Below are 16,907 nucleotides of genomic sequence, written 5' to 3'. Positions count from 1 at the left end.
TACTTATTCCTCTTGGCCTTTAAGCAACTCTGCTTGGTTGTGAGCAATTAGAGCATCAAGAACCGGTGCCATATCTCCCTCAATAATTTTATCAAGAGAGTAAAGAGTTAGACCAATACGGTGGTCAGTTAAACGTCCCTGAGGATAGTTATAAGTTCTAATACGCTCAGAACGATCACCTGTACCGATTAGGCCTTTTCTTTCAGCTGCTTCTTCAGCATTCTTTTCTTGAAGCATTTTATCGAAGATACGTGCTGCAAGAATCTTTTTGGCCTTCTCTTTATTTTTAAGCTGTGACTTTTGGTCTTGGTTATAAACTGCAATTCCTGTTGGAATGTGAGTCATACGAACCGCAGAGTCAGTCGTGTTAACGTGCTGTCCACCTGAACCAGAGGCACGCATAACCTCAACACGAACATCATTCATATCAAGTTCCCACTCAAGATCTTCAGTTTCAGGCATTACTGCAACTGTAATCGTTGATGTGTGGACACGTCCTTGAGACTCTGTTTTTGGAACACGTTGAACTCTGTGTACACCAGATTCATATTTCATCTTTGAGTAAACTTTCTCACCAGAGATTGAGAAGACAACTTCTTTAATCCCTTCATCGTTTTCAGAAAGAGAATCGATTTCTACTTTCCAACCAACTGAGCGAGCGTAGTTTTGGTACATTCTTAGAACATCACCAGAGAAGATCGAGGCCTCATCCCCACCAGCACCGGCACGGATTTCAACCATAACGTTCTTATCATCTAATGGATCTTTTGGCAGAAGAAGGATCTTAAGCTCATCTTCAAGCTCAGGAATTAATGGCTCATTCTCATCGAGAACTTCTTTTGCCATCTCCTTCATATCAGGATCATTTTCCTTAAGCATCTCTTTTGCTTCGGCAATATCCTCTTTGATTTGCTTATATTTTTTGTAAGCAATAACAACTTCTTCAAGATTTGCACGTTCTGCTGAAATCTTTTTGAACTCCTCTTGCCTATCATATAATGTTGGGTCTGCCATTTTTTCAGTCAGCACCTCAAAGCGCTGTACTACTGAATCAAGCTTATCAAACATGCTCATTTAAAATCCTTTTAGCTTTTTCTTAGCTATTCATTGAGTCCATGAATTCTGCATTAGTCTTAGTCTTCGTAATTCTTTGAAGCATAAATTCCATTGCATCAATTGTACTCATTGGGTGAAGAACCTTTCTAAGAACGTAAGTTCTTTGTAGATCTAGTTGATCCATAAGTAGGTCTTCCTTACGAGTTGAAGATTTGTTGATATCAAGAGCTGGGAAGATTCTCTTCTCAAGAAGCTTTCTATCAAGTTGAATTTCAGAGTTACCAGTTCCTTTGAATTCTTCAAAGATAACTTCATCCATTCTTGAACCTGTATCAACAAGTGCAGTAGCGATGATTGTAAGTGAACCACCATTTTCAATATTTCTAGCAGCACCGAAGAATCTCTTTGGTCTGTGTAGTGCATTTGAGTCAACCCCACCAGAAAGGATCTTTCCAGATGGTGGAACAACAGTGTTATATGCACGAGCAAGACGAGTGATTGAGTCAAGAAGGATGATAACATCTTTCCCTGCTTCAGTTAGACGTTTTGCTTTTTCAAGAACCATCTCTGCTACTTGAACGTGACGGTTTGCTGGCTCATCAAATGTTGATGAAACAACTTCCGCATTAACATTTCTCTTCATATCAGTTACTTCTTCCGGTCTTTCATCAATTAGAAGAACGATAAGAACTGAGTCTGGGTGATTTTCAGTAATTGCGTTAGCAACTTCTTGTAATAAGTGTGTCTTACCAGCCTTTGGTGGTGCAACGATTAGACAACGTTGACCAAACCCTTGTGGTACAAACATATCGATCATACGAGTTGAGTAATTGCTTGGATTAAACTCAAGATTGATCTTCTTTTGTGGGTATAGTGGAGTTAAGTTATCGAAAAGAACTGTCTTCTTGTGAGCAGCAGGCTCTTGATCGTTGATTGTGCTTACTTTTAAAAGAGCAAAGTATCTTTCGTTATCTTTTGGAGGACGAATTTGTCCTTCTACAGAGTCACCTTTCTTAAGGGCGAATTTTCTAATTTGACTTGGTGATACGTAAATATCATCGGCACCAGGAAGGTAGTTATATCCAGGAGATCTTAAGAAACCGAAACCATCTGGTAAGATTTCAAGAACACCATTTCCAAAAATGTCCTGTTTCTCTTTTGCGTGTGCTTTTAGAATAGCAAAGATTAGTTCGTGTTTTTTCATCCCCGCAGAGTTTTCAATTTTTGCCTTTTCAGCAATCTTGTTTAACTCTTTGATTTCCATCTCTCTCAATTCACTTAAATGCATAAAATGTACTACTCCTGAAATATCTGAATATATAAAATTGGATTTATTTAGAATTTGCCTCTATTAATGATCCATTAATGGCATGGATTTATAAGATTAAATTGGTTGGTATTGATTTAAATAGATAAACTCATCATAAACCCTCCCCCTTTCCTAGTCAAGCTGACTTTAGAGATTGACTTGCGGCGCCAAAATGGGCATAACTACCTAATATGAATGAGTTTTCTAGCTATCCTAAATTTGAAGAGTTTCGCGGTCTTAATATCCTCTCCATCGACTTTGGTGAGAAGGTCATAGGCCTTGGCTTCTACTGCCCTGGACGTGAGCCATTTCCAATTGGTGCCGGCCGAATTATCAATAAAGGAATCGCACACTTCTACAGTGAGCTTGAACAAGTTATTGAGGACCAAGTTGTGGAAGTTATCGTCATGGGTATCCCATACTACGTCGATGGTAACGAAAGTGAGAAGACTAAAGAGCACAAGGCCATCTTCAACGCATTAGTTGAGAAATTTCCTAGTGTAAAATTTTACCAACAAGATGAAACCTTAACGACAAAGTCGGCCAAGGAGCGAATGCTAAACTCTCCGGAGTACAATTTTCAATTTGATCCAACAAAAATTGATGAGCTTAGTGCGGTGATCATCCTAGAAGATTTCATAAGAAGTTAATTTCACAAAATCTAAAAATAAGATATCCTATTGTTATTATGACAAAGAAAAACTTATTTATTTTTTTGGTGCTTGCACCTGCATTATCAATCTGCCTCTTAGTGGCACACACTTATTACAACATTTATCATTGGCAATACGGTGGCCCTGAAACTGAATTCCAAATTAATAGTGGAGACACTTTTGGAACGATTAACTACCGTTTAGCACAAGACAAGATCATCTACTCTCCGCGCCTCTTCCATCGCTATGTAAAATTTGAAGGAAAGCTAACAAGCTTTAAGGCCGGCCGCTATGTCATTCCTAAAGGAATAACAATGGATGAGCTACTTGCTCTACTTATCAGTGGAAAGAGTTTGGCCGTAAGAGTAACAATCCCAGAAGGTTATAACCTCTTTCAAATTGCAAAGGCCTTGGCCGATGAGAAAATTGTTGATGAAAAAGATTTCATTAAAGAAGCAAAGGATAAGAAATTTGTTCACTCTCTAGGAATTCCAGCAGACCGAGTAGAAGGATATCTTTACCCTGATACTTACCAATTCCATGAAAAAATGAAAGCACGTGCGATTATCCACCGCATGTATGACAACTTTAAAGACAAAACAAAAGACTTAGACTTTTCAAAAGTAAGACTAACAAAGCACCAGCTTGTCACTCTTGCCTCAATGGTTGAAAAAGAAACGGGTGCAAAATTTGAAAGGCCAACGATCTCGGGTGTTTTTCACAATCGTCTAAAAAAGAGAATGCGTCTTCAATCTGATCCAACAACGATCTATGGAATTTGGGAGTCATACAAAGGTAATATTAGAAAGAAACACCTTAGACAGAAAACTCCATACAATACTTACAAGATCTCGGGTCTTCCAGTTGGGCCAATTGCCAACCCAGGACTTGCGGCACTGAAAGCTGCACTTAGCCCTAAGAAACACGATTACCTTTACTTTGTTTCAAAAAATGATGGGACTCACGTTTTTTCTAAAACATATAAGGAACACAGTCAGGCCGTTGATTTTTGGCAAAAGAACAGAGCAAACCGCAAGGGGCGTAGCTGGCGAGATCTTAATAAGAAACAATAAGAACGAAAGAAGTATTAATTTATGAAACTATGGTCATCATTCGATCAAGAATATATTCTCAAAAGGCTTAATGAGCTCTATGAGGAAGGCGCTGTTTTGAAATTTTGGCAAAACAACGAAGACATGCGCGAAGAGTACACTGCAACTTTCAACTCCGTTACAATTGAAAAATGTTCGATTAAATTAACAAAAGAAAGTGCTCCTTACTACACTCGAATCGCACCCCTTTCTCCTGTTTTCTTTCACTACCCTGCAGGGGACATGATATTTAAAAAAGATATTTTCAAGTTAGAAGACGGTGGACTTTCATTTAAGACGCCAAGTGAAGTTCGCATGCGTGATCGCCGAAGTGTGGAGAGGTTTACTTACAAATATCCAGACTTCAAAAATATCTCTTATAAAGTTGAAGGAGAAGATGAAACTCAACATGATATCATTCTCGACATATCACTAAGAGGGCTTGCTTTTGTTATTGATGCCAAAAGAAAAGCTAAGTATGAGATCGGTAAAACCGTTTATATCACTTCGATAACGGATCAAGAGCTACCACAACAACATGAAGCTAAGATCGCTTCAGTCAACCGATACCGCGTTTCAGGAGAAGGCCTACAAACTCACCTTCTTCGCATTGGTGTTGAATTCACACAAACGCTAAATTCAATTACATATGATTCAATCGGCTCTCTAGTTAAGAAGAGACAAAATAAATTAAAAGGGCTTGATACAAACCTATTTAATGGTTTAAACCCTGATGATTATCAAAAGCAACTTGCAAAGATTCACGATAAAAATCCTCAACTTGCCATCAATATTTCTGAGTCAGTAGAAGATATCGATCGCCTTCGATATATGACGATCGATATGAAGCGTGAATTCTTCTTAAACTTTAGCCTTGATCTTATGGCCTGTGCCTTAAGGATGTCGTCTAAAGAGTTAATCAACGATCTTCTATCTGAAGTTACTGCTGGTGTACGAGAAGAGTTTCTCATGAAGTATGATCAACCCAAACCTGCTTCAGCCATTAATAAGGCACAAGACGAATTAAGAAAATACATCCATGAGAAGGAGCGCTCGGGCGAGCTAGTTCTAAGCCCGAAGTCTTTTGTTAAATATGTTTAGTCTCCTGTCTCTTCTCGATGATATCGCAACAACATTTGATGACGTGGCCATCATGTCAAAAGTTGCTATCAAGAAGACCAGTGCACTTATGAGTGATGATCTCGCAGTTAATGCCGGAGTCATTCACGGAGTAAATGCCGATCAAGAACTCCCTATGGTCTGGAAGATCTTTGTAGGCTCCCTCTTAAATAAACTCTACAGCATTTTAGGAGTTGTTGCTCTTACCTACTTCTACCCTCCAGCTCTTCAAGTAGTTCTACTTATTGGTGGAATTTATCTTGCCTATGAAGGTGCTCACAAAGTTTTAGAAAAAGTTACCAAGCAGGATAGTAAGAAGAATCTCGCAGAGATAAGTGAAGAAAAGAAAGTTTCAGGTGCAATTCGTACGGACTTAATTCTTTCAATTGAAATTATCGTTATTGCACAAAATAGTATTAGTGGCCCATTTGTTAATCAACTTATGACTCTTGTTATTGTAGGGCTTTTGGCCTCGATTCTAATTTACGGTCTTGTTGCTATCTTAGTAAAAATTGATGATCTTGGGCTCTATCTAATCAGAAAAGAATATAAGAAACTTGGTTATGCCTGTGTCAGCTCAATGCCTTGGATTATGAGAGGACTTGGAATTGTCGGAACAATTGCCATGTTTCTTGTGGCCGGCGGTATCTTCGCTCATAGCTTTCACTTGGACCTTTATACCTATGAAGTTCTTCAAAACCTATTTCTAGGGCTTGTGGGAGGCTTTTCGGCCCTTATCCTTCTAAGCATTCTATCGCATATAAAATCAAAGTTCTTACGCTAATTATTGGCATATCTCTTAATAAGCATCTCCCTAAACGACTGTAATCACAAGAAATTTAGTCTACACTAAATTAAAGTTTATTATAGCGATAGACGATAATTTATTTAGTTAACTGTCTGAGGGAATTATGAAAATTATCAATATGCTACTAATTTCATTCGCTATCATCCTAACTTCATGTGGGGGAAAATCCTCAAATGTCGAAGTTAAGCTTCAAGGAGCATTCTCTCAAGTAGCAGGTCTCTTTGATAATGGTGCTGTTATGTTAGCAGTTGGTGGCCCTTCAGATAAACCTCCCCTTCTCTATGTTGTTCCCCTTTCACAGGCAACTCTTGATCACGAGTTTGATAATGGTAATTGGAAAATTATGGTTTTAGGCTGGCATGGTTCAACGGCCGGCGAGATGATGGAAGGTGATCTCTATTGTTCTGTCGTAAAGAATGCTGTAATTCCAGAACAAACAACATTTAATTTTAACCTGACAAAAGTCGATCAAACGGCACCGGCAAATGTTGTGGATACAGGCCACCCTTGTGCCGAATTCATTGATGGACTTCAAACGGCCAAGTATATGTCTATCTGTGAAACAACAAGTTGTAATATGGGTGAATACGTAAGGTTTAATGCAACTGACTTATCTTTAAAGTTTGGTATTCCTCACTACGAGGGACCTATAAATCGTGACCAAATCTATACTCAATCAAAATTTACTGAATCGATGAATACTTGCTATAGCAGTGCTAATGGTAATCTTTTAGATGGTGGCGACTACGCAAAAATGGTTCTTGATGCTTCCGTTGGACTGGTTCTTCCAGTAAGACTAACAGGAGGTTTTCACTTACCTCTTAGAATTGAGGGTTATGAAGATAAAGATGGTGGGACAACAGATTGCTCGATGGGACTTAATGGCAAGCTTGCAACGATGAATAGTATTGGTGAAAAAGATAATGCTGGAAATGATCGTCACTTCTATGATGGGACATACTTTACTTACTTAATGCCTCCGACTCCATTTGAAATTTCGATTACAAATTCGAATTATTCATTTGAAAGAAACTCTTCGACTACAGTACAGGTTGGTGGCCCATATGATGTTGGAAATGATACCTATCAAGGCAATTCCATGAATTATACTTGTGAATACAAGGTCGCAGGAACAGATGATTCGACTTTTGTTGCCTGTGGATATCCAATTGGCTCTGGCCCTATCTCATATGATATGACCACAGGTGATGTTGTTCTTGATGGAAATACAACGAGCTTTGATCTTGGTGAGACATTTGAGTTTAAAATGATTGGATCGTATTATGATGATGGTTCAAGTATGACAATTTATTCTCCAGAAAAGCGATTCAGTGTAATGGCAAATCCTATTGTTATGATTCCGGATTCGGATTTCATACCAGCACCGGGATCAAATGTTGATATTACAACAGGTGGAAACGCGACAATTACATTCAATAATAACACTGATAGTATGGTGAGTTTTACTATCTCTTCAACTCCAGACACCTTATCAATCACAGGAGACATTTCATGTTCTCCCTATACGACTTGTACGCTTACAATCGCAGGCTCTCCTGCAGGTTCAGGTAACTTTGACTTAAATGCCAATGGTCAGCTTTTCAACTACACATATTACTAAGATGGCACTAAGAAATGGCATTTCCTTGGCCAATCGCTCATCTAAAGCGTTGAAATCCCGTAGATTTTTGTCCCTTATTCTTTAAAGGTTAAGATTGGCTTAACCGATAAGTTTTGTGGATTAAATTGAATTTGGGGACCGTATGCACCGTCATATTTTTGGATTATTTCTAGTATCACTACTTCTAACTTCATGTGGAGTAAAAACATCAAACACAAAAGTTACCTTTTCTAAGTCACAATTTTTAGTTGGTGATTTAAGTTCTAACTTTGATGGTGGTGTTCTAATCTTTGGACGAAATAATACGACGAAACAAGTGTTTCAAATTGGACTCGACCCAAGTTCATCTTCTGAAATTGAAATTGAGCTTCCTTTTGGTAATTACGATGTAAAGGCCATTGGTTGGCACCAAGGGACAACTCCTACGAACTTAACTGGAACAAAGTATTGTTCTCAAATTAATACTGAAGTTGATTCAACTGAAACTCCAATGAATTTAGTAATGACAACGGCCAACTGTGCCTCCCTGACTAATACAGTAGTTCACGACAGTACGACTGGAAATCAATTTAAGGTTGAAACTTGTCATGGAGTTGTTCAAGTATTTGGAAAAGGAAAAAGAGATAGTTGTGATGAGGCGCCAAGTAATGCTCAATCACTTAAGATTCGCTACCCTTCGATTAATGCTGAAGGAGTTGTCGATCCAAGCTTAACTCTTGAATCAAAATGCTTAACACCAAATGCTGGTGATATTTTTACTTATGATCTAACAGCTGATTACAACGTTGTTACTAGTGATAGTGGTTTTTATAATCCAATTGAAATTGTAGCCTACTATGATACTGCTTGCTCTGGAGCCTCTCAAGTTAAAAGGATTCCAAGAACTGCAGGACTTCCTTCAGAAGAGCATCTACTAGCAACAGAAGATTCAATGAATGGCCTAACTCTCCTAGCAGGCTTTGACTCTTGTGCCTTTGCTGGAGCAACAGCAAGCTCTCCGTTTGCGGCAGATAGCGCGGCTTCAAGAGGAACGAATATCATTTGTACAGCAGCTCAGTTTAACAATATTGCTTCCTACCCTTCTGATGAATATATCATTGGAAGAAAGATCGACTTTGCAGGTAGTGCTCCAGCAACAAGTAGCACTGATTTCACAGGATATATTGAAGGTGACATTCTTTTAAGTATTAATAAGCAACCGCATATTATTGGTGCGACAGATTCGTTATTTAATAGTATCGGAAGTAATGTAACTGATGAGTCTGCAGGTATTGAGAACTTAAATATTAATGTTAACTCTCTTACTGGCGGACCTGTTATTGCCAAGTACTTAGGTGACTCTTCCGAGTTTCATGAACTAACAATTTCAGGATCAATGACTAACTCGACACCATCTGTAACACCTTCAGGATCGAGTCTAGGTTATTCATGTGGTGCACTTGTTAATCAGTCATACTACGATGGGACGACATCAAAAAGTCTAAACACGAGATTCGAAAGAATTACTTTTGAAAATTTTAATCTAAAATGTACGGGCCTTCCTGCTTCTGATAGCGCTTATGTAGGCGCACTAGTTGGTGCCCTAACAAGTGGTTCAACTGATGCGACTTATAATCGTGAAGTTCAAATTTATGACGTAAAAGGAAATATTAATATTGAAGTTGATTCAACAAATACACAACAATCTGTTGGTGGACTTATTGGATTCTCTGAGAATAATACAAATATTAATACTTATAGTAATAATTATACTTTCGCGAATACTTATACTTCTGCAGCTCCAGCGATTATTGGTGGTGTTTTAGGGCAACAACAGTCAACTGCTGCCAACTACTACGGCCGTCTTGAATTGGGAGAGAATAATATTCACTTAGCAATTAGTAGTGATCTTCCTTACAATACAATTCAAGGTGCTGGAGGGATTGCTGGGAAAATCTTTAATCCAGAGTATTTACAAATTCGATCTTCGATCACGACAGGAAGTATTGATACAACATTAAAGAACGCTGGTGGACTTATCGGTCATGCAGCTTTCACAAACCCTAGTGACTCATTTGGTATTCACAATTCAGCAACAAGAACAAGGGTTAGCGCTGATGGTAGTGCAGGTGGTTTAATTGGAAGACTTAACCTAGATGGAAGTTCTGCAAACTTTAGACTTAACCATGTTGAGACAAGTTCCATTACAGGAGCAGCGGCTAACTCTTCAGGACTAGAAGGTGTTGGAGGTGCCCTAGGGACTTTAACATCAACGGCCAGTTATTCTTCTGTTAACTTTGATAGCAACTTTTATTCGGGACTACTTTTTACAACTCTTGGTTATGCGACAGGAAACTCAAGTGGCTCTCTTATTGGAGTTATGTCGGATACAAATACTTACGTGATGGTTAATGGTCACCACTACACGAGATGGGGAACAAGTACTTCCCATATTATCGACTTCATTGGATTTATCAATGAGACAACTCTAGCAAACGTCCTAGATAGAATCACGGCAAATCAAGTTGTTTACCAAGGCTACACTGATAGCTCAACAGCACTTCTTCAAAGTGCCCTAAGATATGGAACACCTGGTGGTGAGATCAGCCTGACTTTTAACGAACTTGCTAATAAGTTTCTACCTTCGACTTTTACTGGTAGCCCATTCTTTACTCCAAATGGTGATTCTAAGTTAGATGTCGCATTTAACCGCTTTATGAGATTTGCAACAAATGGCCGCGCGACAGTAACAGGCTCGGAAGGAAGTCCATTTCTTCTTTCAAACTCATCTGATTTATTATTCATTAAGAACAATTTATTCTTGAGTAATTTCAATTTTAGATTAACGGCCAATATTGATATGGGAGGACAATTCCTTCAGCTATCTGATGATAATATTCCATTCAACGGCTCACTTGATGGTGCCGGGTTTACGATTTCAAATATTAATAATAACTATACTGGCCTATACAAAAGCTATAATGGAATTTTCCCTTATGTTGAGTACGGACGAATTAAAAACCTAAGAATTGCCAATTCTATTATGAGTTTTGATTGCGATGCCTCTGGTGATGCTGGTTTATTAATGGGAAGAATCAGTCGCTATAATAACTATGGTGATGACCGCGCACAATTTTACAATATTCAATTAGAAAATAATACGATTGCAAGCAGTACTGGTTGTGCAGCGACAGGGTTAGTTGCCGGTACCTACTCTACTGAGAATAGCGGTGAAGGGATATTATTTGAAAATATAAGTGTGAAAAATAATAATTTTGCGTCCCCTACTGGTTCCCTCTTTCTTGATCGAATTGATTATTCAATGTCATCATCTGAAACATTTGCCTTTAGAAACCTTGAGTTTATTGGCAATATGTTCACTGATCCAGCGCCTGTTAACACGTATGCATTCTTCTCAAATAAAGGATCGAATACATTTAATGTTAGTTATGAAAATGTTCTCTATGTAGGACATAAAGACGGACACAATCCAACAGATATTCACAGCAATAATAATGCTGGTTCAGCAACTTCTCTAAGTAATCACTACGTCTTTATCAACCCAACTTCATTTGCAGGAGTTCTTGATACAGGGATTCTTACAAATGGAACAAACTACGCCCTTTCAGATATGGCAACGACAACTTTTGATAAGTACTTCGTTGTAAATTCAACAACTGGGGCAGTAGATCTTAACCGACCATATATCAAAGAAGAGATGGATCAACGATAAGCATAGTTTAATGCCAATAAATTTAGGCGAAAAAAATAAGGACGCGTTCAGCGTCCTTTTTTTATTACCGGCAGAACTTACCGATATTATTGGTAAAAAGAAATTAACTTAATTATTTTCCCGCCACATACGAAGAGTGCCTACAATAGGTTCCCAAGGAGCTTCAGAACGAAGCAAAGGCTGAGGTTTTAGGGCAACTATTGAAAATGAATTAAAAGCAACAATTGCCGACTTTTAAAACAACTTTTGAACTAAATAAATTCAGGGTTAAAATTAAGTGTCGCGTAATAGTTTAACCAACAAACTTTGCTTGTTTTACTTCGTTAAGGAGGAGGACTAAATGGAAGCTGAAAGACTAGAATATTTTAAAAAGAAGTTATTGGCCGCTAAAGCTGAGATTCTTAACGGTGGTATTCTAACAAGTACTGAAGACCTTAAGATGTCGACAGATGATTTACCTGATGAAGGTGACGTAGCAAACGCAGTAATTAACCAACAGGTTACATTTAATATGCGTGCTAGAGCGATGACTAAGCTGAGACAGATCGAAGAGGCGCTTCACCGTATTGAAGACGGTACTTACGGACACTGTGAAGATTGTGACGAGCCAATTGGTAAAAAAAGGCTTGAAAACCAACCATGGGCCGATCTATGTATCACACACGCTGAAGAAAGAGAGCGTGAAGAACAACACATGCGAAGAGCATCATAGCTTTTTTCATATTCCAAATGTTAGTAAAAAAGCCTGCAGTTGCAGGCTTTTTTTATTATAGGGCCATCCCCTCGTCTACGCTAAAGGTCTCCTTCTTTATATAGACATATTTCGATATATCCCTTTTTAAGACTTTCTTAACCTGTTCATTTGATTTGAGGATCTCCTCTACCTTAGGACTCGTTGTACTTGAATTTGTGTTATTAATTGGTGCTACGATCATGACATATGCAAAGACAAAGATACTGATTGATAGTGTCCAAATTGTTTTCACTGAATTACCCTCCATGGTAAGTTCTTCTTCTGTTCATAATTAAGCACGGGCCATGCCAAAGTCTGATATAATGATTACGGTAACTTAATAAAGTGGAGTAATGAACACGGTGGCCTTTTGGCCTTATTTTCTACCACCACTTTCAAAATAGTGTATAAGATTTTGACACCTATCTATAAACTATCCATATGGGCTATAGATGAACGGTTTAAGTAGGTAGAATCCTGTCATAGTGTTGGCACATGCTGTGCATTCTATAACAGTGAGTTTGAGTTACTAAGGAGCACTTTTTGAAACTAAAATCTTTTCTACTACTTTCTACTTTAATTGCTAGCTCTTTTGCTTTTGGAGCTGGTGAAGGTCAGAAATTATCATTTGATCAATTAAGACAACGTGTTTTCAAAAAAGAATACCAAAAAGAAACATCTAATACTGATGTATTAAGATCTCGTTTTTCAAGCTGGGGAATTAAGAATAACTTTGCACAAGGTTCAATTAATCTTCCAGGAGCACTTAAGAAGCTTACAACTCAAAAAGAAGTTGTCGTAGCTGTTATCGATACAGGTATTGATCCAACTCACCCATTCCTTAAAGATAATATTTATGTACCTAAAGGTGATGCTAGCATTACTAACTTTGGCCTAGACTTTTCTAAAGGTGCAGATAATGTAAATACTCCATACGATAAGAACCGTCACGGAACTCACGTTTCAGGAATTATTAAATCAGTATTTCCAAATGTTAAGATTCTTTCACTTAAGTATTACAACCGTCATGCTTCTGGTAAGGATAACTTAAACTCAACAATCAAGGCACTTCGTTATGCAGTTGATCTTGGTGTTGATATCATCAACTATTCAGGTGGTGGACCAGAGCCAGATTTAGAAGAACTTGAAATCCTAAAGAAAGCAGAAAGAAAAGGAATTATCGTTGTTGCAGCAGCAGGTAACGAGCAAGAAAATATTGATAACAAGAACACAGCTTACTTTCCAGCAAGCTACAAGTTATCAAATATCATTACAGTAACTGCTCACGACCAATCAATGAAGATCCTTAACTCTTCAAACTGGGGAGCACAAACTGTAGACGTTTCAGCACCAGGATATAAGATTAACTCTGCTATCCCAACATCTAGAAACGGACTACTAACAGGAACTTCACAAGCAACAGCATTTGTTTCAGGTGTAGCTGCAATGTTAAAAGCTGGATACCCAGGTCTTTCAGCTAAGCAAATTAAGAAGATCATCTCAATCACAGCTAAGAAAGAGATTACTTTTAATGGAAAGGTTAAGTCTTCAGGACGTGTTGATGCAACAGCAGCAGTTGAGCTTGCAGAAAAGCTAAACACGAAAACAAACGGAAAACTTGCTAGCTACAAAGGAAGCAAGAGAGAAGTAGCAAACACTCCAAAAGTAATTATCAGAAAATAATTAAATTCCTAGATGGCCCTTAAATAGGACGTAAGCGCAAGGGTCGTCCCCATAACAAAAATCACTCCAAGCATTCCATACAATAAATAAGACACCTTAAAGAATCCCATCATTTTATAATCAAGAAAGCTTTCGACTTGGCTTTTGTTAAGCTCACGCGTTTCAGAAATGGCCTCTTTGATACGCTCATAGAGAGAGATCTCCTCGATCCCCTTTTGCGTATAAGGCTGCCAAATTTCCTGTTCACTTACACCTGAGTTCATCATTTCAATAACGATATCAACAAGCTCTTGTAGGTACAAAGGCCTAAGTACATCGTTCTTCGACTCCTCACTGTAGAAGTAATCAAGAAGATTATTGTAGCGGCGACGGACTTTGATCATGAATTTCTTAAACTTCACATCACCTTGGAAAATCGCAGGATTTTCCATTTCGAGAGGAGATAGTGTCAGCCAATACCTTTCACGAAAAGTATAGAAGCTCTTCTCCCCTAATGGTTCTCCTAATGGATTAAAAGATAAATCGAAGTCGCATTCTTGGCAGCGATCTTCAATGATATTTTCACTTTCGCACTTAGGACATGTTATAAGTTGCACATCCTGTGCAATATTATCTTCCATGAAGAGATGTTGATGTTTTTGTATGTCGTTTAAGAATTCTTTATCCATAAGAATATTGTAATTTCATAAGCTTAGTATTGGCAAATGTTAAATCATATACGACAATAAAGTATGTCTAGCCTGCTGAAAAATAAATTCTTCCTGCCAGTTGTTCACATTCTTGCAGGTATCATTTACGCATTAAATTTCCCATTCATTGGAAAGTTCACAATCTTTCCGACAATCTTTTTAAGTGCCGCCGTTCTTTTTTACGGATTAAAAAGTGAAAATCGTTTTAAGCATAATCTCTTAAATATTTTCTTATTCTGTTGGGGCTATAATTTTGCAGGCTATTACTGGCTAACTTTTACCTTAAATGAATTTGGAAATTTATTCTTTCCATTTAACTTTATCCTATGGCAGCTTTTTTCAGTTATTATTGCCCCACAATTCTATCTCTTTCTCATCACCTTCTTCTTTTTAAAGAAGCATGTGAAGATCAATACTTTAGCTGGAGGAGTCCTCTATTCACTAATCTTTGTCGCCCTAGAGTACTTCACTCCACAACAATTCCCGGCCCTTTTTGGCCACCCATGGCTTAAGATCTCTCCATTTCTAAAGCCAGCAAGACTCTTGGGTGTGCCTTTCTATAGTTTCTTAAGCTTATTTATAGGACACCTTATTTTCATGTTCTATCAAAAGCAAAGACTCCCTAAGGCACAAGGTGGAATTATCCTAGCACTCTTACTTGTTAACTTTGGAGTAGGCCCGATCAAGGCCAAGGTTGGAGACGATCTTAAGATTCGCATTGTTCAAGGAAATATTGGGAACGACTTAAAACTTAAGTCTGAACAAGGACTTAGGCTTGCTTCTTCAGAGGTTATTAATATCTATAAGGACCTAAGTCTAGCTGATGGAGTTGATGATATTGACCTCGTTATTTGGCCAGAGACATCATACCCAAGATTTGTTTTTTCAAGAGAGAATAAAAAACTCGCGGGTGAATTAATGGACCTTTTCGTTAATAGTGAAGCCAGCTACTTCTTTGGAACCTATGATCTTGCCTCAACTAATCCTAGCGTTTTAGAAAATACGTATAATGCGACAATCTTATCTCGCGGTGAAGGAATTATTGATCAGGTTTATCATAAACAAGTTCTTATTCCATTTGGAGAAGGGCTGCCATTTGGTCCACTGAATAAGTACCTTGCCCCTCACCTAACAAATATTTCATTCTTTGCCAGTGGAACTAAGTACACAAATTTTGAAGTCAAAAATAAGAATTTTATTTCATTAATCTGTTATGAAGTTCTCTTCCCTCGCTATGTAGGCAAGTACATAAAAGAAGTTAAGAAGCGTGGAGAAAAGATTGATTTCATCGTCAACGTCACTAACGATTCATGGTATGGGCCTTACTCAGAACAAGAGCAGCATCTATTCTTAGCAAAGTGGCGCGCTGTGGAGTTCAACCTTCCAATCATTAGAGCGACAAATACAGGAATCTCTGCAGTCATCAAGCAAGATGGACGAGAACTCATTCGTACTGAGAATTTCAAACAAGAGATAAAGGATTTTTCACTTTAAGATTAAAAGCCTTCTTTTAAAAGATCGTGCATACGGATGAATCCCTTGAATTCATTTCCATCAATAACAGGAAGCACATAAATCTTATTCTGCTCCATTGATGTAAGAGCATCAATAGCAAGGTCATCTGATGAAACCTTCTTAGGCTCAGTCGTCATAATCTCACTTAGCGCTGTCTCAAGTGCATTGGCATTCTTAGCAATAGAGCGTCTGATATCACCTTCCACAAGAATTCCGCTAAAGCTACCATTATCAATAACAGCAAGAGCACCTAGAGGCTTATTCGTCATTTCAAGAACCGCATCTTTTAGAAGATTAGATGATTCAAGAATTGGACACTCTTTAGCGATCCACATGAGATCTTTTACCTTCATTGTAAGTGACTTCCCTAGCTTTCCACCTGGGTGGTTAATAGCAAAGCCCTCACGTGAAAGGCCTACAAATTTCTCATAAGCAACAGCAATGGCATCACCCATAGCAAGTGCGACCGTTGAAGAAGTCGTTGGGGCCAGATCATTAATACAGGCCTCACGTTCAACAGAACAGTCAAAAGAGATCCCACACTCGAGAGCAATTTGCTTTGTTAAATCACCAACAAGGGCAATACGATTTTCTTTTCTAATTCTTAGGAACGGAATGAGTTTTAGGATCTCACTTGTCGTTCCTGACTTCGATAAGAAAATAATGGCATCATTTTCACTGACTCTCCCAAGGTCACCATGAAGGGCCTCTGTAGGATGAAGAAAGATAGAGCGCAGACCTAGGGAACTAAATGTTGAAGAAAGCTTCTCACCAATAAGGCCAGACTTTCCTACACCACATAAAACCATTTGTCCGTTGTGAGCATGGAGATATTCGAAGACATCTGTCAGTTTGTTACACATCTTCTCATCCAAGAGATCAATAACTCTTAGAATTGAATCAGCTTCAAGTTTTAAA

Annotated in this window: 14 protein-coding genes; 9 read left to right on the top strand and 5 right to left on the bottom strand. The window is 38.2% G+C overall.

What is annotated here, in order from left to right:
• Positions 1–3: 3 nt before the first annotated feature.
• Entirely contained in the window at positions 4–1,068 is a 1,065-nt protein-coding gene (gene prfA / locus ABMA79_RS07390; RefSeq protein WP_392860228.1) for a peptide chain release factor 1, read from the bottom strand.
• Between the two features lie 28 nt (positions 1,069–1,096).
• Positions 1,097–2,344 (bottom strand): transcription termination factor Rho, encoded by a 1,248-nt coding sequence (rho, locus tag ABMA79_RS07385; protein ID WP_392858865.1) that lies wholly within the window; start codon positions 2,342–2,344, stop codon positions 1,097–1,099.
• Positions 2,345–2,556: 212 nt separating this feature from the next.
• On the opposite strand from rho, the gene ruvX reads away from it, so the two are divergent.
• The 7 genes from ruvX (at position 2,557) to ABMA79_RS07350 (ending at position 12,081) form a co-directional block, all read left to right on the top strand.
• A complete protein-coding gene (gene ruvX, locus ABMA79_RS07380) occupies positions 2,557–3,015 on the top strand; it encodes a Holliday junction resolvase RuvX (protein WP_392858862.1) in 459 nt (152 codons plus the stop codon).
• Between the two features lie 38 nt (positions 3,016–3,053).
• Positions 3,054–4,091 (top strand): endolytic transglycosylase MltG, encoded by a 1,038-nt coding sequence (gene mltG, locus ABMA79_RS07375; protein WP_392858859.1) that lies wholly within the window; start codon positions 3,054–3,056, stop codon positions 4,089–4,091.
• Between the two features lie 21 nt (positions 4,092–4,112).
• Positions 4,113–5,210: a FliG C-terminal domain-containing protein gene (locus ABMA79_RS07370; RefSeq protein ID WP_393091407.1), complete on the top strand. Its 1,098-nt coding sequence runs from the start codon at positions 4,113–4,115 to the stop codon at positions 5,208–5,210.
• Complete coding sequence (locus ABMA79_RS07365) at positions 5,203–6,012, top strand: DUF808 family protein (protein ID WP_392858854.1); 810 nt, start codon at positions 5,203–5,205, stop codon at positions 6,010–6,012. The genes ABMA79_RS07370 and ABMA79_RS07365 overlap by 8 nt, the downstream gene beginning before the upstream one ends.
• 127 nt (positions 6,013–6,139) lie before the next feature.
• A complete protein-coding gene (locus ABMA79_RS07360) occupies positions 6,140–7,657 on the top strand; it encodes a hypothetical protein (protein WP_393091404.1) in 1,518 nt (505 codons plus the stop codon).
• Between the two features lie 142 nt (positions 7,658–7,799).
• Positions 7,800–11,369, top strand: coding sequence for a hypothetical protein (locus ABMA79_RS07355; protein WP_393091401.1), 3,570 nt, complete (start codon positions 7,800–7,802; stop codon positions 11,367–11,369).
• Positions 11,370–11,709: 340 nt separating this feature from the next.
• Positions 11,710–12,081 carry a TraR/DksA family transcriptional regulator gene (locus tag ABMA79_RS07350; RefSeq protein ID WP_392858849.1) on the top strand — a complete coding sequence of 124 codons (372 nt, stop codon included), beginning with the start codon at positions 11,710–11,712 and terminating at the stop codon, positions 12,079–12,081.
• 55 nt (positions 12,082–12,136) lie between these two features.
• Here the strand turns inward: ABMA79_RS07350 and ABMA79_RS07345 are convergent, their stop codons facing one another.
• Positions 12,137–12,355: a hypothetical protein gene (locus ABMA79_RS07345; protein WP_392858847.1), complete on the bottom strand. Its 219-nt coding sequence runs from the start codon at positions 12,353–12,355 to the stop codon at positions 12,137–12,139.
• A 290-nt stretch (positions 12,356–12,645) separates the two neighbouring features.
• Here ABMA79_RS07345 and ABMA79_RS07340 point away from each other — a divergent pair, with 290 nt between their 5' ends.
• Positions 12,646–13,785 carry a S8 family serine peptidase gene (locus tag ABMA79_RS07340; RefSeq protein WP_392858845.1) on the top strand — a complete coding sequence of 380 codons (1,140 nt, stop codon included), beginning with the start codon at positions 12,646–12,648 and terminating at the stop codon, positions 13,783–13,785.
• Between the two features lie 8 nt (positions 13,786–13,793).
• Here ABMA79_RS07340 and ABMA79_RS07335 read toward each other — a convergent pair whose 3' ends face one another.
• Entirely contained in the window at positions 13,794–14,453 is a 660-nt protein-coding gene (locus ABMA79_RS07335; RefSeq protein ID WP_393091399.1) for a hypothetical protein, read from the bottom strand.
• A gap of 63 nt (positions 14,454–14,516) precedes the next feature.
• Here ABMA79_RS07335 and lnt point away from each other — a divergent pair, with 63 nt between their 5' ends.
• Positions 14,517–15,968 carry an apolipoprotein N-acyltransferase gene (lnt, locus tag ABMA79_RS07330; RefSeq protein WP_393091396.1) on the top strand — a complete coding sequence of 484 codons (1,452 nt, stop codon included), beginning with the start codon at positions 14,517–14,519 and terminating at the stop codon, positions 15,966–15,968.
• A gap of 2 nt (positions 15,969–15,970) precedes the next feature.
• Here the strand turns inward: lnt and ABMA79_RS07325 are convergent.
• On the bottom strand, positions 15,971–16,907 hold a 937-nt coding region (locus tag ABMA79_RS07325; RefSeq protein WP_393091393.1), incomplete at its 5' end, for an SIS domain-containing protein.

It is taken from the genome of Halobacteriovorax sp. HFRX-2_2, from assembly GCF_043196705.1.
Classification (GTDB): Bacteria; Bdellovibrionota; Bacteriovoracia; order Bacteriovoracales; family Bacteriovoracaceae; genus Halobacteriovorax_A.
The sequence above is the reverse complement of the archived record's forward strand: the minus strand, read 5'-3'. Positions and strand labels throughout refer to the sequence as shown.